Below are 26,321 nucleotides of genomic sequence, written 5' to 3'. Positions count from 1 at the left end.
TTTATACGCCCAGCAGATCGTGCAGCGCCGGCATCTTGCTTTCGAGTTCACCCGCCCCGAAGTGCTCGACGATGCCGCCATGCTCCATCACATAGAAGCGGTCGGCGAGTGGCGCAGCAAAACGGAAATTCTGTTCGACCATCACGATCGTGTAGCCGCGCGCCTTGAGCGTCACGATCATGCGCGCGAGCGCCTGCACGATGACCGGTGCAAGACCCTCGGAGATTTCGTCGAGCAGCAGCAAGCTCGCGCCCGTGCGCAGGATGCGGGCTACGGCGAGCATCTGCTGCTCGCCGCCTGAGAGCCGCGTGCCCTGGCTCATCCGGCGTTCGTGCAGGTTTGGAAACATCGCGTAGATTTCGTCGAGCGACATCACGTGCGCGGCATCGCCGACCATCGGAGGCAGCAGTAGGTTCTCCTCACAGGAGAGGCTCGAAAAGATGCCGCGTTCCTCCGGACAATAGCCAATGGCGCAGTGCGCGATGCGATGGGTCGGCATATCGATCGTTTCACGACCGCCGACGCGTATCGAGCCGGTACGGCGGCCCGTGAGTCCCATGATCGCGCGCAGCGTGGTCGTGCGTCCGGCGCCGTTGCGGCCCAGCAGCGTCACCACTTCGCCGCGGTTCACCGTCAGATCGACGCCATGCAATATATGAGATTCACCATACCAGGCCTGCAAGCCCGCTATCTCCAGCGCGGGCTCCGCAACGGCGAGCTCGCTGACTTCGACATTCTCGCGCTCGGCAATCGTGCTCATGCGTGCGCTCCGGCGAGCGCAGCGTCGGCGCTGCCCATATAGGCCTGCATGACCAGCGGACTCCTGGATACTTCAGCGTACGTGCCTTCGGCGAGCACCTCGCCGCGCTGCAGGACGGTGATCGTATCGGAGATGCCGGCAATCACATTCATGTTGTGTTCGACCATCAGAATGGTGCGGCCGCTCGACACCTTTTTGATCAACGCCGTGACGCGATCGACGTCTTCGTGACCCATGCCCTGCGTGGGTTCGTCGAGTAGCATCAGTTCGGGCTCCATGGCGAGCGTGGTGGCGATTTCGAGGGCGCGTTTGCGTCCATAGGACAACTCGACCGTCAGCACATCGGCGAAATCGGTCAAACCGACCTGGGTCAGCAGATCCATGGCGCGATCATCGAGTTGATGCAGCGAACGCTCGCCTTTCCAGAAATGAAACGCAGTGCCCAGGGCACGCTGCAGGCCGATGCGCACGTTCTGCAATGCCGTCAGATGCGGAAACACAGCGGAAATCTGAAACGAGCGGATGATGCCGCGCCGGGCGATCTGTGCGGGCCGTTCGCGCGTGATATCGACGCCGTTGTAGACGATCTGCCCGGCAGTGGGCACGAGAAATTTGGTCAGCAGATTAAAACAGGTGGTTTTGCCGGCACCGTTCGGACCGATCAGCGCATGAATCGAGCCACGGCGTACGCGCAGGTTGACGCCGTTGACGGCGACAAAGCCCTTGAACTCCCTGGTCAGCCCGCGCGTTTCGAGAATCGTATCGCCGAGAATCATGTTCCCTTCCATGCGAAGTAAGGCGAAGCACTACGATCTTCCGCGCCAAAGGCTGCGCGACGTTTTGATGGCGACGACACCCCCGTGCCGATCGTTGGCGTGGTGCACCAATGCGGACGGTAATCCATGGCGCGCGACGCAGCATGGCGTCATTGTCGCGCCAATGATGCACCGCATTCATCGGGATTTGCACTTAGTATGCAATTGCGCGCCTGCCTGTCACGCAATGGACATCGAAGTGGTGGGATTTGTCTGCAATGCCTGCCCTGCAGCGCGTGCGCGACGATCCTCGCGAATCATGTCGCTCGCGCGCTCGGCGATCATCAGCGTGGGCGAGTTGGTGTTGCCCGAGGTGATGGTGGGCATTACCGAGGCATCGACTACGCGCAAACCCTCGACTCCGATCACGCGCAGACGCTGGTCGACGACGGCGGCGGGATCGTCCGGGCTACCCATGCGACAGGTGCCGACCGGATGAAAGATCGTCGTACCGACCTTGCCGGCCGCCTGCCGCAGTTCCTCTTCAGTCTGAAACTCAATGCCGGGAAGAATCTCCTGCGGCCGATACGGGGCCAATGCGGGCGCCGCAGCGATACGCCGCGTGAGACGCACGGCATTGGCGGCAACGTGCCGGTCGTAATCCGTGGACAGGTAATTGGGCGCGATCAGCGGCGGCGCATCGGCCTCGGGCGAGGTGATATGAATACTGCCGCGCGAGGTGGGACGCAAATGACACACCGAGGCGGTAAACGCGTTGAAGCGATGCAGAGGCTCACCGAAGCGATCGAGCGAGAGCGGCTGCACGTGATACTCGAGATCGGGCCGCGTGAGCGAGCGGTCCTCCGGGTCCGACTTCGCAAAGGCGCCGAGTTGGGACGGCGCCATTGCCATGGGGCCGCTCTGAAACAGCGCGTACTCCAGACCAATCATGAGCTTGCCCCACCAGTGCGCGGAGGCGGTGTTGAGGGTGCGCACGCCATCGACCTTGTAGGCCATCCGCAATTGCAGATGATCCTGGAGATTCTCACCTACACCGCGCAGGTCATGGACGACGTCGATGCCGAGGTTTTGCAGACGTACGCCATTACCGATACCGGAGAGCTCGAGCAATTGCGGCGAGTTGACCGCGCCTGAACTGAGGATGACTTCACAACGGGCCTTGGCGAAATAATCGGTGTTATTGCCGCGATATTCGACGCCGGTGCAGCGACGCCCATCGAAGACGACGCGTTGCGTGAGCGCACCCGTAATGATGGTGAGATTCGGGCGCTTCAGCGCGGGCCGCAGAAAGGCTTTCGAAGCGTTCCAGCGAACACCGCGCTTCTGGTTCACGTCGAAATAGCCGACGCCGGTGTTGTCACCGCGATTGAAGTCATCGGTGGCAGGGAGACCGGCTTGCTGCGCGGCTTGCGAGAACGTTTCGAGGATTTTCCACTTGAGGCGTTGTTTTTCGACGCGCCACGGGCCACCGGAGCCGTGCGATTCGTTAGCGCCGCCGTAGTAGTCTTCGCTGCGTCTGAAGATGGGGAGGACGTTGTTCCAGGACCATGAGGGGTCATTGGTGACGCGGGCCCATTCATCGTAGTCTTCGCGCTGGCCGCGCATATAGATCATGCCGTTTATTGAGGAGCTACCGCCCAGGACTCTGCCGCGTGGGTATGAGAGGGCGCGGCCGTTCAGGCCTGGTTCTTCTCGTGTTTTGTAGAGCCAGTCGGTGCGGGGGTTGCCGATGCAGTACAGGTACCCTACCGGGACGTGGATCCAGTGGTAGTCGTCCTTGCCGCCGGCTTCCAGTAGAAGTACTGATATTTCTGGGTCTTCGCTCAGGCGGTTTGCTAGCACGCAGCCGGCTGTGCCGGCGCCTACTATTATGTAGTCGTATTCGCCCTCCTGCGTTCGGGTAGCGCTCTGTTGGGTTGTGGTCATCGCTTTGTCTCCGTATTGCTGCTTTTTTGTCTGCTTGGCGTGGTTTGTTTTTGCCTGCGGCGCCTTGGTTCGTTGGTGTTACTGTGGTGTTGGCCTTTCCTTGCTTTGTTAGTGGTCTATTAGCTTCGCCCCTGTGCGGGGCGGCACTTACTTTCTTTGCCGCCGCAAAGAAAGTAAGCAAAGAAAGCGGGCTTGCAACCGCTAGCTCGTAGGTGTCCACCACTCGTGTGAGCACGGAGTGGTCCGCGCACGAAATGAGCCCCCGCGCGCTCACCCTTCGTGACAAAGGACTCATCCACCCCACTCCGCACTACGTGCGTCGCGGATGGGTCTGCCGAGGAAAGCAGGGGACGTGTGCGCGCGTATCCGTTTCGCACCCCGCCGTCGCTGCACAATTCCTTGTCCATTCGCTTATCGTGTAACGTCATACTTAGGTATCCAAACACTTTCCGCATTGCCTTGCAAGTCGACGCTCGCACCCCACCCTCGAGGACCCATCCGCCGCGCTGCGCGCGGGCGGGATGAATGAGTCCTTTGTCACGAAGGGTGAGCGCACGGGAGCGAAGCTAATAAACCACTAACAAAGCAAGGAAAGGCCAACACCGCAGGAACACGGACCAGCGCCGCACAGGCAACAACAAAACCCAAAGCGTAAGCCCCACCCCGACCAAAATCTAATGAGTAATGCTCAACTGCCGTATAAGCCGCGCTAATATCAGCAGATGGACCTAACCCTGCTACGAGCATTCGTCACTGTCGCCCACGAGGGCAACCTCACCCGCGCCGCGGTGCAACTACACCTAACCCAACCAGCCGTCAGCCTACAGATCAAGCACCTGCAGGAAACGCTAGGCCTGACATTGTTTACCCGTACCTCACACGGCCTATCATTAACCCGCGACGGCCAGGCGCTCCTCCCACACGCAGAACGAGCCCTCACCGCCGCCAGCGACGTAGACCGCGCCGCCGCTTCATTACGCCACGAAGTGCGCGGCCGCTTACGCATTGGTACCATCCTCGATCCGGAATTCCTCCGCCTCGGCGGCTTCCTCAAACAACTCGTCGAGACCTGGCCACACATCGAAACAGCGCTGCGCCATGGCATGTCCGGCTGGGTCCTCGAGCAGATCCGTACAGGCGAGCTCGATGTCGGCTACTACATCGGCCAGCCATCGGACGACGAAACGCGTGACAGCGCCATCTTCCACGCCGTCACGCTGACGCACTTCCAGTACCGCGTGCTCGCGCCCGCCGGCTGGAAAGACCGCGTTAAAGGGGCGCGCGACTGGCGCGCGCTCGCCGTCCTGCCATGGATCTGGACGCCGCCCGCGTCCGCCCATCACCGGCTTCTGTCGCGCCGCTTTGCCGAGGCCGGCGTCAAGCCTGTTAAGGTGGCTGAGGTCGATCAGGAGCCGTCGATGCTCGATCTGGTCAAATCCGGCGTTGGCCTGACCCTCGTGCGCGACGCAACCGCCATCGCCGAGGCCCATGCGCACGCGCTCACCATCGTCGAGGGTGTAACGGTGCCGACCCAGTTGAGCTTCGTCACGCTAGCCACCCGCAAGGACGATCCGGCCATCGCCGCCGCCCTCAAGCTCATCGAGCAGCAATGGGCGATATGAGTCCGGCTCATGACAGCGAGAAGGCTTGCGGCGGCGAATCACATGAATCACCCAAATCACCGCCAACGTAACGCCACGGTCACGCGCTTTTTGCTAGATTCAGGGTTCGCGCACGTTGTCCGCGCAGCGCTTTTGTTTTGAGTTCGTTCGAGTTTGTCCTTCACGGCACGCTTCATCCTGTCCCACCCGAAGCCGCCGAAAATCCATCCTTCCTCAGGAGCCTGACATGGCCCGCAACATCGAAATCAAAGCCCGCGCCCAGCACTTCGATCAACTCAGCGAACGCGCCGCGGAACTGTCGCCCGAGGCTCCGCTGATCTTCCGCCAGCAGGACTTCTTCTACGATGTGCCGCGTGGCCGCCTCAAGCTGCGGCAGTTCGACGACGGCACGCCCGCTGAACTGATCTTCTATCAGCGCGACGACCGCGACGGCCCCAAGGCCTCGTACTACACGCGCAGCCCCGTGACCAATCCGGAAGCCATGCACTCGCTGCTCGCCACGGCATTGACCACACGTGGCATCGTCACCAAGGAACGCCACGTCTACACGATCGGACGTACGCGGATTCACCTCGACCGGGTGGACGGTCTGGGTGACTTTGTCGAGCTGGAAGTGCTCCTCGCGCAGGACGACGAGGAGGAAGACGGGCACGCCGAAGCGCATGAGATGTTTGCGAAGCTAGGGGTGCCGGAGTCGGATCTGGTGGCCGTCGCGTATGTGGATCTGCTCAGCCCGGATAGCGAGCCGCGCAAGGTTGCATAGTCCGTCAGGTGGCCAGCAGGACCGCCCAGCGGGTCACCGCCCGCTGCCTGCCTGGCCGGCGGCGGCCCCCGGCGCCAGATGCCCCAACGGCAACGGCCCGTTGCGCTTGAATGTAGTGAGCACGATATTCGAGCGCACACTGTCCACCCCCGGCACGCGCATCAGCTTCTTCATAACAAACGACGACAGCGCGTTCAGATCGGGCGCAACAATGCGCAGCAGATAATCCGCATCGCCGACCACCGCGTGGCACTCGAGCACCTCGGGCAGCATATCAATCTGCTGCTGGAACTGTTCGACGATCGAGTCGCCGTGATGCTTGAGCTTCAGACTCGTAAACGCGGTCACTCCGAGGCCCAGCTTTTCGGGCCGCAGCACCACGCGATAGCCGTCCACCACGCCCAGCTGCTCGAGACGCTGCAACCGCCGGCCAATCTGCGACGGCGACAGCGGTACCTGCTCGCCGAGTTGCTGATGCGTCGCCCGTCCAAAGCGCTGCAAGACCTCGAGCAACGCGAGATCGAAGTGATCAAGTTCAAGCATGATGATTCCCCGCATCAATATATCGTTTAACGCACGATTATTGCATACATAACTCAATCTATGCTTCGTTCACGCTCTCTATAAGCATTTACCGCACCGCGCATAGCAATGTCTGAGCTGCCTGACACGTGAAGCCGTCGCAACGAGTCCGACCAGCATACCTCTCCTGCGCGGCCGTCACCTCCGCACATGCTCAAACACGCATCGCCCTGCGCCGAGCCTTGATCCGTGAAAAAATAGGCCAATGTCCGCGCAACGCGCGCCGCTCCGATGCGGGCGCGCTACCGGCCGCCAAGACGGTTGCGCTCAGGCGCACCACTGCAGATCAGGAGGTATCCTCATGATTCACAAACTCACTTCCGAAGAGCGTTCCACGCAATTGGGCGAGTTGCGCGGCTGGGTAGCCGTAGCCGGCCGCGACGCGATCCAGCGACAACTCAAGTTTGCCGATTTCAACGAGGCGTTCGGTTTCATGACGCGGGTCGCAATCAAGGCCCAGGAAATGGACCACCACCCGGAGTGGTTCAACGTCTATAACAAGGTGGAGATCACCTTGTCGACGCATGAGGCGAATGGGCTAACGGAACGGGACATTTTGCTGGCCCGTTTTATCGATCAGATCGCCATAGGGGCACAGTAAAACTGGTGGTGAATGTCGTGCATAAAAGTGCGTTTGCAGTACGATGAAAGCGCTTTGCAGGCATTCAGACGCGCAAACCTTCACTTCTACAGGCCATTCTTAAGGCGAACGTAAGAATTCCATGCTTCCCTCGCGGTCTCATCCAAACCTTCCGGTGGTAGCGCGTTCCGACGCTGTACAATCATCAGCGCATACGGCTTGGAGAGCGCGCTTGCCTCCTTGCACAGAACGAGTTCGTCGCCGCTCGAAGGTGAGCGGGCGCGCCAGAAGTTGATCGCGGCTTCCAGTTCGTGGATCGTTATATCGGACATGACTCTCGTGATCGCTCGATGGACGCGCAGGTACGGCGACGCCGCCAGGCACCCTGTGCAGCAGGCGCCCCGGCGAACCGCGTGCCCGAACGCCTAAACCCATTGTACTTGAGCGAAACCCATGCGACTCCTTCTGATCGAAGATGACCGCCCCATCGCACGCGGCATCCAAAGCAGTCTCGAACAAGCCGGCTTCACGGTCGACATGGTCCACGACGGCATTTTCGCCGAACAGGCCCTCACGCAAAACCGTCACGAGCTCGTGATCCTCGATCTCGGCTTGCCCGGCATCGACGGCATGACGTTGCTCTCGCGTTTTCGCCAGAGCAACCGGCATACGCCGGTGATCGTGCTGACCGCGCGCGACGAACTGAACGACCGCGTCCAGGGCCTGAATTCCGGCGCCGACGACTACATGCTGAAACCGTTTGAACCGGCCGAGCTCGAAGCGCGCATCCGTGCCGTGATGCGCCGCAGCGGTCCGCACGGCGACATGCCGCGTCCGGAAGTTTCATTGGGCGGCGTGCGGCTGTCGGGCGTCGACCGCCGCATCTTCAACGACGACAAGCCGCTCGAACTGTCGCCGCGCGAATTCGCGGTGCTCGAAATGCTGCTGCTGCGTCATGGCCGCGTGGTCAGCAAAGCGCAGCTGCAGGATCACCTGACGCACTTCGGCGGCGATCTCGGCGACACCGCGATCGAAGTCTACGTGCACCGTGTGCGCAAAAAGCTCGAAAACTGCCGTGTCGAAATCGTCACGGTGCGTGGCTTCGGCTACCTGTTGCAGGAAATCCGTCAGGCCGCATAATGGCCATGAAGGTCCAGGGTCGCCATCGCGGCCCGATGACCTGACGGCGCTGGGCCGGCATGGCGCATCCATCGCGAGGATGCGCGGTTCGCCGTTGCCCAGCGGCTTTCAGCGGCTCACGTGCCGCTCGGCCTCTTTTATCGCGTTCGACCATGCCCCACCCGGCCGCGAATAGCCTGCGTCGCACGCTGCTGCGCCGCCTTGCCGCTCCCCTCTCCCTGCTCGCTCTGATGAGCGGCCTGATCGCTTACTGGCTCGCGTGGCAGTACACGCAGCACGTGGTCGACCGGTCGCTGGCGGACCTCGCCACGGCCATCTCCAGACAAATCCAGATTGCTGGCCCGAATGCGAAGGCGACGGTGCCGCCGCTCGCCCAAGCCATGTTCTCCGATCCGATCGAGCACCTGATCTACCGGATCAGCGACGGCGACACTGAAATCGCCGGCGATGCCAAACTGCCGCTGCAGGGCAAAAGCGTGCGCATCATGCACTACGCCTACGTGTTCGAAACGCAGTATCAAGGCGTCACGATGCGGGTTGCGCAGGTACGCGTCGATCAGCCAACGGGCAACCCGATCGTCATCGAGGTGGGGCAGCCGGTCGAGCACCGCATCGAGATCGCCGCCGAATTCCTGGTTGCCATCATGATGCCGTTGCTGCTGCTGCTGCTCGCCGGCTGGGTAATCGTATGGCGCGTGGTGAACCAGCAGCTCAACCCGCTCACCGATCTGGCCGACTCGCTGAACCGGCAGACCCACACGTCGCTCGAGCCGGTTGACGAAACCTACGTGCCGGTCGAAATCCGTCCGCTGACGGGTGCGCTGAACGCGCTGCTCGACCGCCTGAAATCCGCACTCGACGCCCAGCGCAAGTTCATCGCTGACGCAGCACATCAGCTGCGCACGCCGCTTACCGCCGTCAAATTGCATGCGGAACAGGCGGCCATCGCCCGCGATCCGCAACACACGTTGGCGGCCGTGCGTGAACTGCGCGCCGCTGCGGACCGTGCGGTGCGTCTGTCGAACCAGTTGTTATCGCTGGCGCGCGCCGAGCCTGGCGAGCAGGCCGCGCGCTTCGTCAACGTCGACATGGCGGCGCTCGCCTTCGACACCGGTGCCGAATGGGTGCCGCGTGCGCTCGCCGTGCACGTCGACCTCGGTTTCCAGCGTCTGGACGACCCCGCCAACGATCGCCCGCTGATCGCGCGCGGCAACCCGGTGCTACTGCATGAGGTGATTGCCAACCTGCTCGACAACGCGCTGAAGTATGTGCCGCCCTCGCGCTTCGACGGCGGGCGTATCACGGTCACCGTCTCGCAGAGCACCGTCGGCGATGTGCGGATGGCTGAGATCGTCGTCGAAGATAACGGGCCTGGTGTGCCGCTGGTGCAGCAGGCTGATCTCTTCAAACGGTTTTTCCGCGGCGACGGCCAGAGCGAAAATGGTGTCGATAGCGGCGCGGGCCTTGGCCTCGCCATCGTTCACGACATCATGGTGCTGCATCACGGCAGCGTGCATTACGAGGATGCACCAGAAGGCGGGGCCCGCTTTATCGTGCGGATTCCGCTCATTCGCGCCGAAGCAGTGCGCGACACCGAGAACCGGCGCACCAAAAAAATCGGCGCACCAGGCGCCGATCGATCTGTTATTTCGCAGTAGTTTTCTCGCCCTGGATGGTCGCGCCATGGCCGGCCATCCAAAGGCTGTACGCGGGCATTACTTCTTCTTTTTCTTGCCCTTCTTGTCGCTCTTTTCCGGCGGCGCCAGCATGGTGCCACGGCATTTGCGCGCGCCGCACCGGCACTCGTACTCCTTCTGCAGCTTCTTGGTCTGACGTGCGTCGATCACGAGGCCGTAGTCGTAGAACAGTTCTTCGTCGGCCTCGATGTCGCGCAGCGCGTGAACGTACACGTGCCCGTCGATTTCTTCGGCTTCGCAGTTCGGCGCGCACGAGTGGTTGATCCAGCGCGCGCTATTGCCGTCCACCTTGCCGTCGATGACGCCCCCGCCATCCAGCGCGAAGTAAAACGTATGGTTCGGCTCTTTCGGATTGTGTGGATGACGTCGCAAAGCTTCTTTCCACGAGATCCGCTCGCCCTTGTATTCGATCAGGCGCTCGCCGGCCGCAATCGGTTCGACCGCAAACACGCCTTTGCCATGCACTCCAGAACGGCGCACGGCGATCCTGCGTGAACTCATTGAATGAATCCTTGTGAAGAACTTGAGGTGAACATCCCGGCTTTCGTCAGCACCGGCGACACGCCAGCAGCCGGATTTTCCGACGCGAATAGCAAACGCGGCGCCATGCAGGCGCCGCGTCATCTTGCAACGCACTTGCGTCACATCCGGCATCGTACACGCTTGCTATGGCTTCCTTCAACCGTCAAACAAGCATCAGCATGTTGTGCCGGCGACAGATCTAACGCTGTCCGAACGAAATCTCACCAAACAGCGCTTTCTGATCGCGCGGTTGCGAGCGCCAGTATTGCGGCGGCGCTTCGACTGTCGCGCCCAGTTGGGCGGCGGCATGCCACGGCCAGCGCGGGTTGTAGAGCAGTCCGCGAGCCAATGCGATCAGGTCTGCGTCACCCTCTTCGATCAGTTGCTCGGCGTGCAGCGGATCGGTGATGAGACCCACTGCGATCGTGGGGAGACCCGTAGCCTGCTTCACCGCGCGCGCGAACGGAACCTGATAACCCGGTTCGAGCGGGATCTTCTGCAACGGCGAGACGCCTCCTGACGACACGTCGATCCAGTCGCAACCGCGCTTTTTCAACTCCTGCGCGAAGGCGATCGTGTCGTCGAGACTCCAGCCGCCTTCAACCCAGTCGGTTGCGGAAACCCGCACGCCGACCGGCTTGTCGGCCGGAAACGCGGCGCGCACGATTTCGAATATCTCCAGCGGAAAGCGCATGCGGTTTTCACGCGAACCGCCATATTCGTCCTGGCGTTGATTGGCGATCGGCGACAGGAACTGATGCAGCAGATAGCCGTGTGCGCCATGCACTTCCAGCGCGTCGATACCAAGACGCGCTGCGCGTCGGGCCGATGCCGCAAACGCCTCGCGAATGCGGTTGAGACCCGGCGTATCGAGCGCGAGCGGCGGTTCCTCGCCTGCTTTGTGCGGCAGCGAAGACGGTGCGTGGGGCAACCACCCGCCCTCGGCAACCGGAATCAGCTGACCGCCGTCCCATGGCGTGTGGCTCGAGGCCTTGCGTCCGGCGTGCGCGAGTTGCATCGCGACCGGGATCGAGGAGTGTTTGCGGATAGCTGCAAGCACCGGCACGAGTGCGGCTTCGGTCGCGTCGTCCCAGAGGCCGAGATCGCCCGGGGTGATGCGGCCATCGGGTTCGACCGCCGTGGCCTCGATGCACAGCATGCCTGCGCCCGATAACGCCATGCTGCCCAGATGGATCATGTGCCATGCGGTCGCCTCGCCGCGCTCGGCGGAGTATTGACACATTGGCGACACAACAATGCGATTAGTAAGTGTCACGCTACGCAGCGTGAGCGGAGAGAAAAGCGCGCTCATGGATTACGCCTTTGGGATTGCGGAAGAGCGAATGAGGATAGCACCGTGCCCGATTCGTTGCTGGACAGCAGTACGTATCCATCAGCCGCGGCACCCGATGCCCGGCCGCTATTGCGCCTGGCACTACGTACGGTTTATGCCTTCTTCTCGACCTGATCGAGCCACTCGCCGAACATCAGGCGCGCGCCCTCTTCCAGGCGCGGACCCAACCGGGCGGTATCGGCACGGAGTTCACGCACATCGATGCCTTCAGAGGCGATTTCCCCGGCATTGCCGATCAGCCAGGGCTCGAAACGGTCGGCCCGGATTTCCGGGTGGCATTGCAGGCCGAGCACATGTTTGCCCCAGCTGAACGCCTGGTTTTCGCAGGCGACTGTGGACGCAAGGTGCGTCGCGCCTGCGGGCAGGTCGAAAGTATCGCCGTGCCAATGGAGCATGGAGGTCAGTGCGCCGTCCAGATGCCGAAGCGGCGACGCCCGTCCGGCTTCCGTCAGCGTGAGCGGCGTCCAGCCAAGTTCGGTCTGAGGTGCGCGGTAGACCCGCGCGCCGAGCGCGCGTGCAATCAGTTGCGCGCCAAGGCAAATGCCGAGCGTCGGCAAACCTGCTGCGATACGCTTTTCGATCATCGACAACAGCGGCGTAATGGTCGGATAGCGCGCATCGTCAATGGCGCTGATCGGGCCGCCGAGAATGACCATCAGCGAAGGCGCAACAGGATCCGGCGCCTCGATGCGGGCAAATCCGACATCGAGATAACGCACCGGCCGGCTGCGCTCGCCCAGCACCAGTTCGAGACTGCCCAGATCTTCGAAGTGGACATGGCGAATAGCCAGAACTTCGTGATTCATCGGCACATCTCACCCTCAGTTTGAACAAAAAATAAGTCGTCCGACGGCACAAAACCGGCCAGGCAGGCCGCGTCGAGCGGCTGCCATGACCGGTTTCGCCTTACAGCAGACCTCGCGTTACTGCGCGTAGATCTTCCAGATTTTCTTCTGGGTCGCGACGTCAGCCGTTTCGTGAACGGAGCAATCCAGGCGCACTTCCGTATCCGACATGTTCAGGTCGAGCAGCTTGCAATGATGCGGCGTCTTCTTCGCATTCTTGCTCGGCTCGAAGTGCGTACACGTCAGACACATGCGGTGCGGCGGGATGTCGTCCTGCTCTTCGAGCTGACGAACCGTCTTCAGCAAGGTGCGGTAGAACAGCGCCTGCTCGTCGTCACGCAGTGTACCGACTGCCTTCGACAGGAAGTCCGGCCATTGCGCAGCGCGCTTGGCTGCCGTGCGGCCACGAGCCGTCAGACGTACCGCGAGGGCGCGGCCGTCGTCGAGCGCACGGCGCTTTTCGACCAGTCCCTTGCTTTCCAAAGTGCTGACTGCGTCGCTTGTGGTCGCGGCCGTCAAAGCCGTTTCACGTGCGATCTCGCCCAGACGCATCGGACCCTTGCGTTGCATCAGCAACACCAGAATCTCGCCCTGGGTCGGCGTCAGTCCCGCGCCTTCGGCCCACTCCCATGCCTGGCTTCGCATGGCCGTGCTCAGTCGCAATAGGCTGTGGGTAACTCGCCCGGTTGCCTGCTCTCCGTATACGCCTTCGCTCATAATCTTTCGTTGGTTATTGACAGCATGCCGCTGTTTAGCTGGCCGTCGGGTGCCAAACACGCCGGCAGCCTGTGTGGGGGCAGCCTCGCCCGAACCACGGACGGACTGAATCAACTATCTCGAAAATGTACCGCTTCGTACGCCATTGCTGGCAAACGCTACAACACTTTTTTGCTATCTCCAACACAGTCGCCTCCCTGAAACCGGTCTGCGACTCCACCATGCCGAAGCAGCGAAAACGACATTCTATGCGAGAGCGGCCAATCGTACAGCTAAGTTATTCACGCTCACCTGTGGATAACCACTGAAAAACGCCCGGGACTGCCTGTGCACCGATTCTTGACAAGCCTTTCGTCCCCTCTGCGCCCGCAAAGTTATCCGGACTTTCCACCCTGGATCCTCGTCCGAACCGCGCAGTTATCATTAACGCATGACTTTGACTTTTCAGGGAATTATTCAGTTGTCCACAGGCCGGTGTCATGCTTGTTAACTACTACTACGTATGTATACGTAAACTTTGGAAATCTCTAAGGAACACTTACTGGAATCAGGACGACGAAAAAAATTCGCAAAAAATTCTCCGTCTGCAGATTCTAGCCGGGCATCGCCGACCTTATTCGCTTACGCGCGCCACTGCAAACATTGTTGCCGAACCGCCTCATGCAACGATTTTTCATGTTCGAAGACCGTGCGTAACCAGGTTGCATCGTTGACCTGACCACGCGCGATCGAAGCGACTTCGGCCAGCGCTTTCCCCGAACCGAGCGCTTCGGCATGCGGCGCGATCCGATCGAGCGTCTCGAGAATGTCTTCTGAAATCGTTTTACGCTCGCCGGTCTGCGGATCGATACAGGTTCCCTCCAGTCCAAAGCGGCACGCTTCGAAACGATTAAATGTGTAGACAAGGTAATCGTCTTCCTTCGGCGTCAGCGGTTTATCGAGCAGCAGATGACGCGCAAGGGTCTGGATGTAGCAGGCAATCGCCGCGGCCCGGTCGACCGACAGCGGCGTGTCCATCACCCGCACCTCGATCGTGCCGAAGCCCGGCTTCGGACGAATGTCCCAGTAAAAATCCTTCATGCTGTTTACGACACCCGTGTGAACCATCTTCGAAAAGTACTCTTCGAAGCTGTCCCACGTCAGCATGAACGGCGCGCGGCCTGACAGCGGAAAGGCAAAAACCGAATTCAGACGCGCCGAATGAAAGCCGGTATCGACGCCTTGCACGAACGGCGACGATGCCGAAAGCGCGATGAAGTGTGGAATAAAACGCGACATCGAGTGTAGGAGAAACAGCGCGCTGTCCGAATTCGGACAGCCGATATGCACGTGCTGGCCGAACACGGTGAACTGCTTGGCAAGGTAGCCATACAACTCGGAAAGGTACTGAAAGCGAGGCGTGTCGACGATCTGCCTGTCGCTCCATTGCTGGAAAGCGTGGGTGCCGCCGCCGCACAAGCCAACGTTCAGATGATCGGCGGCGCTGACCAGCGTGTCGCGGATCGTGCGCAGATCGGTCAACGCCTGCTCATGCGACGTGCAGATGCCGGTCGAGAGTTCGATCATGCTTTCGGTGATCTCCGGCGTGATGTTGCCGGGGATTTTTTCATCCTTGATGAGCCGCAACAGATCGGAAGCGGCTTTGGTCAGATCATAGTCATGAGTATTGACGATCTGCATCTCGAGTTCGATACCGAAGGTGAACGGTTGCGAATCGACGAAGCGTTCGAGTGACATGGCGTCCCCTGATTCAAGTCCGCGGGACAGGCTAAACCTGCCCCGCCGTTTCAATGTTCAATGTCGCATATGCATGCAGAAATGCGGCGCACGGCATTGCGGCGCGCAGCTTTGCGCGCAACGCGGCAGCGGGCGAGCCGCTCATTCTCGCCGTTCGCCCACCAGCGCAAGTGAGCGATACACGAGCCACGGTCCCACAATCTGTAGTACAACGATCGAACACATCATGATCGCGCGCAAGCCGGGATCCAGATTCGGATAGAGGCTGTAGGTATCGTCAACCAGCAGATAGGCGAGCGCGGACATCGGCGAAAGCGAAAGTCCAAGCGCAACACCCTGCTTCCAGTTCAATCCGCTCGGTTTCGCGAAGGCGAGCACGCCAACCAGCTTGCCAACGAGGCGCGCAAGGATCAGTCCAAGTGCCGCAAGTCCGCCAATGCCGATGTCTTTCCATTCGAACGACGTCAACGTCAGCACGAAAAGAATCACGGTCAGCAACCAGCCCGCAGTGCCGAAATGCTGCGGCCAAAGCTGCGGCCGCGCTTCCATGTTCTTCACGATGATGCCGGCGGCGAGCAGACTGAGAATGGTCGAAAGCTTGAACAGATGTGCGATCGCAATGGCCAGCAGCACAAGTCCGAACAATGCGACGAAAGAATGTTCGTCCTGCATGTTCATACGGCGATAGAAAAAGATGCAGGTGCGTGCGAGCGCAAACGCGAGAACCAGTGAGCCGATCAACAGGTAAAGCGGTTGCAGGATCGTGGCGAATGCGTTGCCGTAGGTTTCCTGATGCAACCATCCTGACACAAGTTTTTCGATCACAACCGCGTACATGCTGTTGAGCGCTGTCAAAGTCAACAAACGCTGCGTGACCTGCCCTTCTGCACGCAACTCTGTTTTCAGCTGAATCACCATGGCAGGCGAAGTGGCCATCGCGATCGCCGCGAGCACCAGGGCAACGATTAGCTGGACATGAAGAAACAGCAGCACTGGCAACACCAGCACGAACGTCAGTGTCGATTCCGCGATGCTCGAGAGAATCAACCAGGGGTTGCGACGGATCCAGCGCAAGTCGAGCCGGCTGCCCAGTTCGAACAGCAAAAGGCCGAGCGCGACATCGAGTAAGGGGCGGGCAGCTTTCGCCGAAACGGTATCGATCACACCGAAGCCTGCGGCACCTGCCACCAGACCAATAACGGCGTAACCGGAAATGCGTGGCAAGCGCCACGCGCGATAGCAAAGTTCGCCGCATAAACCAGCGGCGAGCAATGCGAGCCCTGCCCAGAAAATGGCATCAGGTGAGAGCGGCCAGCCGGGGAAGAATGAAAACGCCGACTTCATCTTGGTGGGTTCTCCTTTGTCGATCCGAGTTAGCGCTTTAGCGCTTACTCGAGTCCCATGCAGTTTTATCGCGGTCGACTGGGGCTGGCGCTTTAGCGCCTACTCCAATCCCATGCAACAGAGTTGCTGTGAGCAACGGCAGGCGACACGAACCGGCGGAACACCGGTGACCCCATCAACACACCATGCTTTCATCGCTGCGTGTGTTTTGTGCCGACCAGCGTTGCGAAATACAACGATTGGATGAAAGAGCGCCGTCGATCTGAATCAGAGTCCGATGGACCGGCACCGTTCCATTGGTGCGTCTGCCGTTTGACGGAGGGCAGGACGCGGAAAGAACGGCGATTGTGCCATAGCTTTTCGGCGTCTACGGAAACCACTCGAATTGCGGCCTGAAGCGGTAAAAATGAGCGTATTTCGCAGCAGAACAAGAAAAAGCGACCGGTTCGGATTCTGCTCTGACGCTCAGATGTCCGTCACTTCACCAATCTGCGACGTCGATGTTTTCTTTTTTGCTGTGCTGCAAAAGTCCGTGCGATCCAGGTTTTTGCATTCTCGATAAGCGCCGTCCCACCGCGGTCTTTCTGTTTATTGGTTTACTCGTATGTATACGTAGTAGCAGTTAACAAGTCCGGTCCATTTCTGTGGATAAGTCATGTTTACCGAGCCGAATCAGCGCGTTGTCGAACGCACAACCCGCTGCACAGGATGTGCGGTTGAGGCCAGGAGCCGGGGGTAACTTTTTGCGTTTCTGGTGCGCGACGAAGTTACCCCGTTTACGTCCACACGCCGTCCACATCACTTGCGCCTGCATTCCGACAGGTTATCCACAGTCTGACGTGGATAACTTTTTGCGTGGCTGGCTGGCTATCGGGCTGTTTCCTGACGCAATGCACGTAGTAGAAAACGTGCGGGGTCGAGATCTTCGGCGAGGTCGCGCTCGATCGGCCAGGGTTCGCCTTCGATCTGCGAGGCGATCAACTCGGCGCCGAGGCCGGCCCAGACGAGGCCGCGTGAACCATAGGCGAACGCACCGTATAAACCGTCCGCGCGCGGCAGATCGAGTGGCCACGCGCCGCGCAAACGCTCCCGGTCCTGGATGGCGGCGGCTTCGTCGGCGAGCGCGCCGATCATCGGCAGGCGGTCGCTCGTTACACAGCGAAATGCGACGCGCCCGGCTAGTGACGCAACATGCTGCTGGTCAAAGGCAGTAGCGAAGGTGGGCAACATCTGTGCGAGACGTTGCAGATTTTCGATGTGTCCTGCAGCCTGCATGGAGCGCTCGGGATCGTCGATATCGTAGGTTGCCCCTGTCAGCGTGACGCCATCGGGCAACGGCACGGCGTAGCCTTCGCCGATCACGGGCAGCGCGGGCGACGGCACGCTGCCGGCGGGCAGCAAGGTCAATTGACCGCGCACGCTTTGGGTTGGCGAGTATCGCAAGCCGGCGACGCGCGCGGCGTCATGTGCGTTTGCAAAGATCACGACCGGTGCGCGCGCAAGCGTGTGTCCATTCGCGTCGAGCACGCTCCATTGATTGCCCGAACGTTCGACATGCGCGGCTTCAACGCCAAAACGGCGCTCGAGTCGTTGACCCGCCGCTGCGCATTGAGCCGCGCAAAGGGTGACGGGATCGATCCACCCTCCATGTGGAAACAGCCATCCGCCGTGTGCAACCGGGAGCTTCGCAATCCTCTCTGCCTGCACACGTTCGAGCGGTGTCACGTAGTCAGATGGATAACCGAACGCCGCCAGTGACGCCGCCATCATGCTGGCTTCTTCGTCGGTCGCGGCGAGTTGCAGCAGGCCTTCCGCGCCGCGTACCGGGCGATTTCCCGCGTGCGCCAGCATTGCCCAGCGTTGCAGTGCATATAGAAAGCCGGCGCGTGTGATGCGCGAGGCGACGCTGTCGTCACGCGAGAGCATGGGATGAAATACGCCAGCGGGATTGCCCGAAGCATCGCGAGCCAACGCATCGTGCCGTTCGAGCGAGGTCACCTGCCAGCCTCGTGCGGTGAGCCGCTCGATCAATGCGCAGCCTGCTAGCCCCGCCCCGATCACGACCGCATGCCGGTCGTCCACGGCGAGCGGCGCGGGCGGTTCGTGCCGCCGCACTCTCCAGCGTGGCGCAAAACGGCCCACCAGCATGGCGCGTTTCCAGCCGAAGCCCTCGACCTTGCGATACTCGAAGCCAGTCTGGGTGAGTGCGCGTTTCACGTCGCCCGAGCTCGTGTAGGTCGAAAACGTAGCATCTTCGCCAGCGAGACGTGCGAGCGATTTGAAAATCGCCGGTGTCCACAATTCGGGATTTTTCGCCGGCGCAAAACCATCCAGATAGAACGCGTCGGCGCGCAGCCACAGCGTCGGCAGAGTGTCGACGGCGTCGCCGAACACCAGTGTCAGCGAGACGCGCCCTCCTTCGAATTCAAGCCGGTGGGTGCCTGGAACCAGCATCGGCCATGCGTCGGCGAGGCTTTGTCCGAGGCCCGTAATCGATGCGTCCGCAACCGTCGCGGCATACGCGCGCAACAGATCAGCCCGTGAAAAAGGGTGTTTTTCCGTCGAAACGAAATGAAGCCGCTCGCATCTTGCGGGGTCGGCGCGCCACGCGGCCCAGGTCGTCAGGAAGTTGATGCCCATCCCGAAGCCCGTCTCGAGCACCGAGAAAACGCGTCGGCGCTGCCATCGTTCCGGCAGGCCGTTGCCTTGCAGGAAAACGTATTGCGCCTGGGCAAGACTGCCCACAGCGCTGTGATAGATGTCGTCGTGGCGAGGCGAAAACGGCGTGCCGTTGTCGCGAAACGCCAGCGTGGCAGGGATCAGCGGATCGGTCATGCAGTGTGAAAAACCTACGGACGTGCAGGTCAAGCGTTGCCGGACGAGGCGCGCCGGCCATCGCGCAGCAAGTCGCTAAAAGTCAGAAGCAAGCCAGCAGCGGCTCAAAACACGGCTGGAACGTTGGCAAAAACCAACGCCAGCCTCATGTAAAGCCCTGGTTAGGCGGCCGTTTCGATTCCAGGAATAGCAAAAATGGTAATTTCACGGCTGGATGGGGCCAACCAGCCTGTATTTCTTCGAAACCCTTGTCCAGATTGGGTTTGCGCTGCGCTATCATAGCAAGCGCCGCGAAGGGAAGCGGCAGCACGGTCGTCATTGCGCAAGCAGCCCGTCGCGTTGTCCGGGTAGCTGCACAGCCGTAGCTGCTCGACGGCGCGGCCCGCGCACGTATAATCGGCGCGTTCGCGCTGTTCGTGTCAACCTAAACCAGAAAGGAACCTTAATGAACAAACAGGAACTGATCGACGCCGTCGCAGGTCAGACGGGCGCCAGCAAGGCTCAAACCGGCGAAACGCTGGACACGTTGCTCGAAGTGATCAAGAAGGCTGTGTCGAAGGGTGATGCGGTCCAGTTGATCGGTTTTGGTAGCTTCGGTTCGGGCAAGCGCGCAGCACGTACGGGACGTAACCCGAAGACCGGCGAGACCATCAAGATCCCGGCTGCCAAGACCGTCAAGTTCACGGCTGGCAAGGCGTTCAAGGACGCAGTCAACAAGCGCTAAGCACAGCAGTGCTCCGTTGTTGAAACCCGCCTCGGGCGGGTTTTTTTTCGTCTGAACGACGCACGCTCAGTGATGGTGATGGACGATTTCACCATCGCCGTGGTCGTGATCATGATCGTGATCTTCTTCGGCATCGAAATCCCAAGCCGGGAATGGATCGGCAAATTGCAGCCATCCTTGCGGACCTAACGCGTATTCGTCGTCGGTGAGCAGGCACGCATCGAACTTTGCGCTCCACACGGCCGGGTCGATACCAACGCCGATCATCACCAGTTCCTGACGCCGGTCGCCGACGCTGAAGTCGTTCGCGTCGCCATGCCAGTCGGCGGCGATTTCCGCAGCGAGTTCGTCGTCGCCGTCGGGCCATTCGCTGCGATCCTGGGCGGCCCACCACATTCCCGCTGGGCCGTGGCGGCATGCGCCGCCTGCTTGTGAAAGCGAGCCGGCAATGTCGTTACGCGTGGCGAGCCAGAAGAAACCCTTGCTGCGTAGCACGCCTTTCCATTCTTCATGCAGCAGTGCCCACAGACGCTCGGGATGAAACGGCCGGCGAGCGCGATAAACGAAATTGCCGATGCCGAATTCGTCGGCTTCCCCGCTGTGATCGTGCCCGTGCTCGTGATCATGCTCCAGCGACGCGAGCCAGCCGGGCGCGCTCGACGCCGCATCGAAATCGAAGCGCTTCGTGTCCAGCACTTCTTCGAGCGGCACCACACCAAAGAGGCTCACCACCTGCACGGCGCGCGGATTGATGCGCGCGAGAATCCGCTGCAGGCGCGTCAGATCGTCCGCACTGACGAGATCGACCTTGTTCACCACCAGTACGTCGCAGAACTCGATCTGTTCAATCAGCAATTCCACCAGCGTGCGGTCGTCTTCTTCGCTCGCTGCAATGCCGCGTTCGGCGAGCGCGTCGGCCGAACCGTAATCGCGCAGGAAGTTGAAGGCGTCGACGACCGTCACCATCGTGTCGAGGCGCGCGACATCGGAGAGCGACTTGCCGTCATCGTCGACGAAGGTAAAGGTTTCGGCGATCGGCATCGGCTCGGCGATGCCGGTCGATTCGATCAGGATCGCGTCGAAACGCTGCTCGCCGGCAAGACGCCGGATCTCGACCAGCAGGTCGTCGCGTAGCGTGCAGCAGATGCAACCGTTGCTCATCTCGACAAGCTGTTCTTCGAGGTGCGAGAGCGCGGCGGCGTCGCGCACGAGCGTCGCGTCGATGTTGACGGCGGCCAGATCGTTGACGATCACGGCCACGCGCAGACCGGCGCGGTTGGCAAGAATATGGTTCAGGAGCGTGGTCTTGCCGGCGCCCAGAAAACCGGAGAGCACGGTGACGGGCAGAGTCGGCTGGTTCATCGCAGTACGGAAACGGAGAGGTAAGGAGGCGTGCCGGGCACTCAAGCGCAGTCGCAGGGCCGATGGCAGCACGAAGCCGCATTGTGCATCAAACCCGCGCCGTTCGCGCAAACTCCGGCCAAGCCACCCCTTAGTGCGACGCTGCGATCAGGTTCCACTTACGCAGGATACCGACAATCTGTTGCGCATACTGGTCGCGCAGCGACGGCGTTTCCGAATGGTAGGCGCCCACCGCTTGCCAGGTGTTGCCGTACTTGTTCATCTGCTGGCGCAGATGCCAGGCGGCAATATAGACGTTCTTGCACGGTTCCATCAGCGTGTTGCTGGAGATGCCATACAGGGCCAGCGTGGGGAGATGAACGGAGTTGATCTGCATCAGGCCGTAGTCGGTCGAGCCGTTGGCGTTCTTATGCAGCGCGTCGGGCCGGTTGTGCGACTCCTGCCAGGCAATTGCCCGCAAGATCAGCGGATTGACCTTCTGATAACGGGCAGCCTCATCGAAACAGTCGGCGTGCGCCTGCCCCGCTGCGAACAGCGTGCCGAGTACCGTAGCGACAGTCAGAAGAGTCCGTTTCATCGGTCAAGATGACTAAGCAATTCACATAGGTAAGATGCGGTAAGGCATTTTGCTCGCGCCTAGCATGCACCTGTGCATGCCCGCAAACCCGCCAACACCGAGCCCGTGGCGGACATCGGGGAAAACCCGCGTAGCCAAACCTGCGTCCGGCAGGATGATCGGCTCGTATGATACCGGCAGGCAGTCGAGCGTCAAGTCGGCTAACGGATATAAGCGCGCTAAAAACGAACCTCGCAGACGGGTCGGGCAAATCCTCACCAAAGCTTTCAAAATTTTTACGTTGTGCGAGCTTGTTTAGAGTAATCACACCGGAGCCGTTGTTTTGTGACAAATCCGACATGAAAAACTGTTACTGTTCGTTTTTTCCGGACATAGGTTGGAAGGCAGTCGGGGTTGCCAGCGCCCGCGGGGGCGGTGACGAGCCGTGGGGACCGCTGGTACGCACCTATGTTTGCTGCGCATGACAGCGGGTCGCTTCGGCGGTCGGCATCGACATCAAACTCCATGAGAAGAAATCGTATGGCATTGCGTCGCGTCGCAACGGCGCTGCTGGTGGCTGGCCTGATCGGTGCGCAGACCGCACACGCCCAGGTGACACTCAACTTCGTCAACGCCGACATCGATCAGGTGGCCAGGGCGATTGGCGCTGCAACCGGGAAGACGATCATCGTCGACCCACGCGTCAAGGGTCAGTTAAACCTCGTCTCCGAAAATCCGGTGCCCGAGGACCAGGCGCTCAAGACCCTGCAGTCTGCTTTACGGATGCAAGGCTTCGCGCTGGTAGAGGATCATGGCGTGCTGAAGGTCGTGCCGGAAGCCGATGCCAAGCTGCAGGGCGTACCGACTTACGTCGGCAATACTCCGGTGGCGCGCGGCGATCAGGTGATCACGCAGGTGTTCCAGCTCAGGAACGAATCGGCCAATAACGTGCTGCCGGTGCTGCGTCCGCTGATCTCGCCGAACAATACGGTGGCGGCCTATCCGTCCAACAACACGATTGTCGTGACGGACTACGCCGACAACGTGCGCCGGATCGCCCAGATCATCGCCGGCATCGACACGGCTGCGGGCACGCAGGTTTCGGTGGTGCCGTTGAGAAACGCCAACGCGCTCGACATCGCACCGCAACTGACGAAGATGCTCGATCCGGGTGCGATCGGTGCGACCGATGCGACGCTAAAGGTTTCGGTTACCGCCGACGCGCGCACCAACTCGCTGCTGATCCGTGCATCAAACGGCGCGCGCCTTGCGGCCGCGAAGGAGCTGGCGAAGCAGCTCGATGCGCCGAGCGCCGTGCCCGGCAACATGCATGTCGTGCCACTGCGCAACGCAGATGCGGCGACGCTCGCGAAGACCTTGCGCGGCATGCTGGGTAAAGGCGGCGACAGCGGCTCATCGAGCGGATCGAACAATGCGAATTCGTTCAACGCGAGCGGCAGTTCAGGCAGTTCGTATGGCAGCAGTTCGACGGGCACCTCGGGCACCCCACCGCTGCCGTCGGGCGGACTCGGAGGCGGCTCGAGCTCGTCACCGCTCGGCGGAGGCGCCAGCTCGGGCGCAGCCGGCGCTTCTGGCGACACGATCGGCACCGACAAGGACAAGAGCAGTGACGACAACCAGCCTGGCGGCATGATCCAGGCGGACGCGGCAACCAACTCGCTGATCATCACGGCGCCCGAAGCGGTCTATCGTAACCTGCGCTCGGTGATCGACCAGCTGGATGCACGGCGCGCCCAGGTCTATATCGAGGCGCTGATCGTCGAGCTGAACTCCAACACGAATGCCAATCTCGGCATTCAGTGGCAAGTCGCGAACAACTCGGTGCTGGCCGGCACCAACCTGGCAACCGGCACCGGCAATAGCATTATCAATCTGACGGCGGCTGCGGCGACGGGCGGCCTGGCCGCCGGCGGTCTCGCCAGTGCGCTTACGACCAGCAACCTCCAGCAAGGTCTCAATGTTGGTTGGGTGCACAACATTTTCGGTGTGCAGGGACTCGGTGCGTTGTTGCAGGCCCTGTCGCAGACCGCCGACGCGAACGTGCTGTCGACGCCTAACCTGATCACGCTCGACAACGAGGAAGCCAAGATCGTCGTCGGTACGAACGTGCCGATCCAGACGGGTTCGTATTCGAACCTGACGAGCGGCACCTCGAGCGCGGCGTTCAATACTTATGACCGCGTCGACGTGGGTCTGACGCTGCACGTCAAGCCGCAGATCACCGACGGCGGGATTCTCAAGCTGCAACTCTACACGGAAGATTCGGCGATCGTCACCGGCACGACCAACGCGACGACCAACCCGGCGGGCCCGGAGTTCACCAAGCGTTCGATCCAGTCGACGGTGCTCGCCGATAACGGCGAGATCATCGTGCTGGGCGGCCTGATGCAGGACAACTACCAGGTCAGCAACAGCAAGGTGCCGCTGCTGGGCGACATTCCGTGGATCGGCCAACTGTTTCGCTCGGAATCGAAGAGTCGCAACAAGACTAACCTGATGGTGTTCCTGCGTCCCGTGATCATCACCGATCACGCTACCGCGCAGGCCGTGACGGAGAACCGTTACGACTACATCCAGGGCGTGCAGGGTGCGTACAAGTCGGATAACAACCTGATCAAGGACAAGGACGATCCGGTGGTTCCGCCGATGCCGATCGGCCCGGCCGAGGGCGGTGCGCCCGCGATGAACCTGTTCAATCTTGACGAGATGCGCCGTCAGCAGATGGCGCCGCCGGCTCCCGCTTCCCGGGCGCCGGTGTCGAATGGCGGTGCCGTTCCGAACGGTGGCGCCGTTCAGAGTGGTGGTGCCGTCCAGAATGGCGGTGCGGTGCCGAATGGTGCTGCAGTCCAGACTAATCCTGTGCCGACCAACTCGCCTGTGACCACGGCGCCGGGAGCGCAACCGTGAGTACGCCGTCCACGCCGTCGTCAGGTTCTGCGTCGTCGGCAGCGACCCGGGCCGGTGCCGCGACGACGCCCGCGTTGGCGGTGGAGCCTGCCGAGCGCGGCGCGTCATCGGCAGTCGCCGCACGGCTCGTGCCCTATGGCTTCGCGCGCAGTGGCCAGATTCTGGTTGCGCATCAGCACGCCGACAGCCTTGAAGTCTGGATCAGTGAACGCACGAGCGATGCTGCGCTCGCCGAGGTCGCGCGTAATTTCGGCGCTCTCACGGTAGTGCGCCTGCCCGCTGACGAACTCGCGCTGGCAATCAACCAGGCCTATGCACGCCACGATGGCAGTGCAGCCCAGGTGGTGGGCGAAGTGGAAGGTGAAGTCGATCTGTCGCGTCTGATGCAGGAGATCCCGGAGGTCGAGGATCTGCTCGAATCGGAAGACGACGCGCCGATCATCCGCATGATCAACGCCCTTCTCACCCAGGCGGCGCGCGAACAGGCTTCGGATATTCACATCGAGCCGTTCGAGAATGCCTCGGTGGTGCGCTTTCGCGTCGACGGTACGCTGCGCGACGTCGTGCGGCCGAAGAAGGCGCTGCACGGCGCGTTGATCTCGCGGATCAAGATCATGGCGCAGCTCGATATCGCTGAAAAGCGCTTGCCGCAGGATGGCCGGATCACGCTGCGCGTGGGTGGCCGCCCGGTCGATGTGCGGGTTTCGACGTTGCCGACCGGGCACGGCGAGCGTGCCGTGTTACGTCTGCTCGAGAAAGACGCGTCGCGTCTGAATCTGGAAGCGCTCGGCATGGGCGCAGACACGCTGGCGAAATTCGACAAGCTGATCGGCCGCCCGCACGGCATCGTGCTGGTGACCGGGCCGACCGGCTCAGGCAAGACAACGACGCTCTACGCGTCGATGTCGCGGCTTGAGACGGCGACGACCAACATCATGACGGTCGAAGATCCGATTGAATATGACCTGTCGGGCATCGGCCAGACTCAGGTCAACGAGCGGATCGGTATGACTTTCGCGCGGGCGCTGCGCTCGATACTGCGGCAGGATCCGGACATCATCATGATTGGTGAAATCCGCGATCTCGAGACCGCGCAGATTGCTGTGCAGGCTTCCCTCACCGGTCACCTGGTGCTGGCGACGCTGCACACCAACGACGCGGCCTCCGCCGTAACGCGTTTGACCGACATGGGTGTCGAGCCTTACCTGCTGGCTTCGTCGCTGCTCGGCGTGCTGGCGCAACGTCTGGTGCGCAGGCTCTGTCCGGTGTGCCGCGAAGAGCGCCCCGACGCGGACGGGCGCATGCAGTGGCATCCGGTGGGTTGCGAGAAGTGCGGCCACTCCGGTTACGCAGGACGGCGCGGCGTGTACGAGTTGCTGCTGATCGACGACACGATCCGCACGCTGGTCCATCGTAACGCGGCCGATTCGGAGATCCTCACGGCGGGTCGTGCCCAGGGCATGCGGACGCTGCGCGAGGACGCCGACCGCTGGCTCGCTTCCGGCCTGACCTCGCTCGAAGAAGTGATCCGCGTGACGGGCGGAGCATAAC

At 61.3% G+C, this 26,321-nt stretch carries 21 protein-coding genes and 1 pseudogene; 8 read left to right on the top strand and 14 right to left on the bottom strand.

From position 1 onward, the window contains the following. Window position 1 precedes the first annotated feature (1 nt). The 3 genes from P3T20_RS21105 to P3T20_RS21095 form a co-directional block, all read right to left on the bottom strand. The gene (locus P3T20_RS21105) at window positions 2–760 is read right to left on the bottom strand and encodes an ABC transporter ATP-binding protein (RefSeq protein WP_074262953.1); all 759 of its coding nucleotides are present in this window, start codon (window positions 758–760) and stop codon (window positions 2–4) included. Then, window positions 757–1,536 (bottom strand): ABC transporter ATP-binding protein, encoded by a 780-nt coding sequence (locus P3T20_RS21100; RefSeq protein WP_429287700.1) that lies wholly within the window; start codon window positions 1,534–1,536, stop codon window positions 757–759. The genes P3T20_RS21105 and P3T20_RS21100 overlap by 4 nt, the downstream gene beginning before the upstream one ends. Before the next feature lie 219 nt (window positions 1,537–1,755). Continuing rightward, window positions 1,756–3,462, bottom strand: coding sequence for a GMC family oxidoreductase (locus P3T20_RS21095; protein WP_429287699.1), 1,707 nt, complete (start codon window positions 3,460–3,462; stop codon window positions 1,756–1,758). A gap of 722 nt (window positions 3,463–4,184) precedes the next feature. Between P3T20_RS21095 and P3T20_RS21090 the strand changes: the two genes are divergently transcribed. Together P3T20_RS21090 and P3T20_RS21085 are read left to right on the top strand one after the other, a co-directional pair. Continuing rightward, window positions 4,185–5,084, top strand: a complete 900-nt coding sequence (locus P3T20_RS21090; protein WP_429287698.1) for a LysR family transcriptional regulator — start codon at window positions 4,185–4,187, stop codon at window positions 5,082–5,084. 226 nt (window positions 5,085–5,310) lie between these two features. Beyond that, complete coding sequence (locus P3T20_RS21085; protein WP_074262957.1) at window positions 5,311–5,847, top strand: class IV adenylate cyclase; 537 nt, start codon at window positions 5,311–5,313, stop codon at window positions 5,845–5,847. 33 nt (window positions 5,848–5,880) lie between these two features. On the opposite strand, the gene P3T20_RS21080 is transcribed toward P3T20_RS21085, so the two are convergent. Next, window positions 5,881–6,390 carry an Lrp/AsnC family transcriptional regulator gene (locus P3T20_RS21080; protein WP_074265885.1) on the bottom strand — a complete coding sequence of 170 codons (510 nt, stop codon included), beginning with the start codon at window positions 6,388–6,390 and terminating at the stop codon, window positions 5,881–5,883. A 340-nt stretch (window positions 6,391–6,730) separates the two neighbouring features. On the opposite strand from P3T20_RS21080, the gene P3T20_RS21075 reads away from it, so the two are divergent. Continuing rightward, entirely contained in the window at window positions 6,731–7,030 is a 300-nt protein-coding gene (locus P3T20_RS21075) for a 4a-hydroxytetrahydrobiopterin dehydratase (protein ID WP_074262958.1), read from the top strand. Window positions 7,031–7,116: 86 nt separating this feature from the next. Here the strand turns inward: P3T20_RS21075 and P3T20_RS21070 are convergent, their stop codons facing one another. Further along, window positions 7,117–7,341 (bottom strand): DUF3717 domain-containing protein, encoded by a 225-nt coding sequence (locus P3T20_RS21070; RefSeq protein ID WP_074262959.1) that lies wholly within the window; start codon window positions 7,339–7,341, stop codon window positions 7,117–7,119. Window positions 7,342–7,462: 121 nt separating this feature from the next. Here P3T20_RS21070 and P3T20_RS21065 point away from each other — a divergent pair, with 121 nt between their 5' ends. Both P3T20_RS21065 and P3T20_RS21060 read left to right on the top strand, forming a co-directional pair. After that, entirely contained in the window at window positions 7,463–8,149 is a 687-nt protein-coding gene (locus P3T20_RS21065) for a response regulator transcription factor (protein ID WP_074262960.1), read from the top strand. A 152-nt stretch (window positions 8,150–8,301) separates the two neighbouring features. Further along, window positions 8,302–9,793: pseudogene (locus tag P3T20_RS21060) on the top strand (sensor histidine kinase N-terminal domain-containing protein); the annotation flags it as partial. 71 nt (window positions 9,794–9,864) lie between these two features. On the opposite strand, the gene P3T20_RS21055 reads toward P3T20_RS21060, so the two are convergent. The 7 genes from P3T20_RS21055 to mnmC all read right to left on the bottom strand — a co-directional run bounded on the left by P3T20_RS21055 (window position 9,865) and on the right by mnmC (window position 19,200). Beyond that, entirely contained in the window at window positions 9,865–10,347 is a 483-nt protein-coding gene (locus P3T20_RS21055) for an SET domain-containing protein (protein WP_074265886.1), read from the bottom strand. A gap of 220 nt (window positions 10,348–10,567) precedes the next feature. Continuing rightward, complete coding sequence (locus P3T20_RS21050; protein ID WP_429287697.1) at window positions 10,568–11,680, bottom strand: NADH:flavin oxidoreductase/NADH oxidase; 1,113 nt, start codon at window positions 11,678–11,680, stop codon at window positions 10,568–10,570. Window positions 11,681–11,814: 134 nt separating this feature from the next. Further along, complete coding sequence (locus tag P3T20_RS21045) at window positions 11,815–12,528, bottom strand: glutamine amidotransferase (protein ID WP_074262962.1); 714 nt, start codon at window positions 12,526–12,528, stop codon at window positions 11,815–11,817. 117 nt (window positions 12,529–12,645) lie between these two features. Beyond that, window positions 12,646–13,284, bottom strand: coding sequence for a MarR family winged helix-turn-helix transcriptional regulator (locus P3T20_RS21040; protein WP_074262963.1), 639 nt, complete (start codon window positions 13,282–13,284; stop codon window positions 12,646–12,648). A 621-nt stretch (window positions 13,285–13,905) separates the two neighbouring features. Beyond that, window positions 13,906–15,021, bottom strand: a complete 1,116-nt coding sequence (locus P3T20_RS21035) for a YbdK family carboxylate-amine ligase (protein ID WP_074262964.1) — start codon at window positions 15,019–15,021, stop codon at window positions 13,906–13,908. A gap of 141 nt (window positions 15,022–15,162) precedes the next feature. Then, window positions 15,163–16,365 (bottom strand): cation:proton antiporter, encoded by a 1,203-nt coding sequence (locus P3T20_RS21030; RefSeq protein WP_429287696.1) that lies wholly within the window; start codon window positions 16,363–16,365, stop codon window positions 15,163–15,165. Window positions 16,366–17,232: 867 nt separating this feature from the next. Continuing rightward, window positions 17,233–19,200: a bifunctional tRNA (5-methylaminomethyl-2-thiouridine)(34)-methyltransferase MnmD/FAD-dependent 5-carboxymethylaminomethyl-2-thiouridine(34) oxidoreductase MnmC gene (mnmC, locus tag P3T20_RS21025; protein WP_429287695.1), complete on the bottom strand. Its 1,968-nt coding sequence runs from the start codon at window positions 19,198–19,200 to the stop codon at window positions 17,233–17,235. 445 nt (window positions 19,201–19,645) lie between these two features. Between mnmC and P3T20_RS21020 the strand changes: the two genes are divergently transcribed. Beyond that, window positions 19,646–19,924, top strand: a complete 279-nt coding sequence (locus tag P3T20_RS21020) for an HU family DNA-binding protein (protein WP_074262967.1) — start codon at window positions 19,646–19,648, stop codon at window positions 19,922–19,924. A gap of 66 nt (window positions 19,925–19,990) precedes the next feature. On the opposite strand, the gene P3T20_RS21015 is transcribed toward P3T20_RS21020, so the two are convergent. Then, window positions 19,991–21,286: a GTP-binding protein gene (locus P3T20_RS21015; protein WP_429287694.1), complete on the bottom strand. Its 1,296-nt coding sequence runs from the start codon at window positions 21,284–21,286 to the stop codon at window positions 19,991–19,993. Window positions 21,287–21,416: 130 nt separating this feature from the next. After that, on the bottom strand, window positions 21,417–21,863 hold the full coding sequence (locus P3T20_RS21010) for a lytic transglycosylase domain-containing protein (RefSeq protein ID WP_074262969.1): 447 nt from the start codon (window positions 21,861–21,863) through the stop codon (window positions 21,417–21,419). A 519-nt stretch (window positions 21,864–22,382) separates the two neighbouring features. Between P3T20_RS21010 and gspD the strand changes: the two genes are divergently transcribed. Both gspD and gspE read left to right on the top strand, forming a co-directional pair. After that, entirely contained in the window at window positions 22,383–24,770 is a 2,388-nt protein-coding gene (gene gspD, locus P3T20_RS21005; RefSeq protein ID WP_074262970.1) for a type II secretion system secretin GspD, read from the top strand. Beyond that, complete coding sequence (gene gspE, locus P3T20_RS21000) at window positions 24,767–26,320, top strand: type II secretion system ATPase GspE (protein WP_429287693.1); 1,554 nt, start codon at window positions 24,767–24,769, stop codon at window positions 26,318–26,320. Before gspD ends, gspE begins: the two co-directional genes overlap by 4 nt. The last annotated feature ends 1 nt before the right edge of the window (window position 26,321 follow it).

Origin of the sequence: Paraburkholderia sp. GAS206C (assembly GCF_050435645.1) — a bacterium.
Taxonomy (GTDB): Bacteria; Pseudomonadota; Gammaproteobacteria; order Burkholderiales; family Burkholderiaceae; genus Paraburkholderia; species Paraburkholderia phenazinium_B.
The sequence above is the reverse complement of the archived record's forward strand: the minus strand, read 5'-3'. Positions and strand labels throughout refer to the sequence as shown.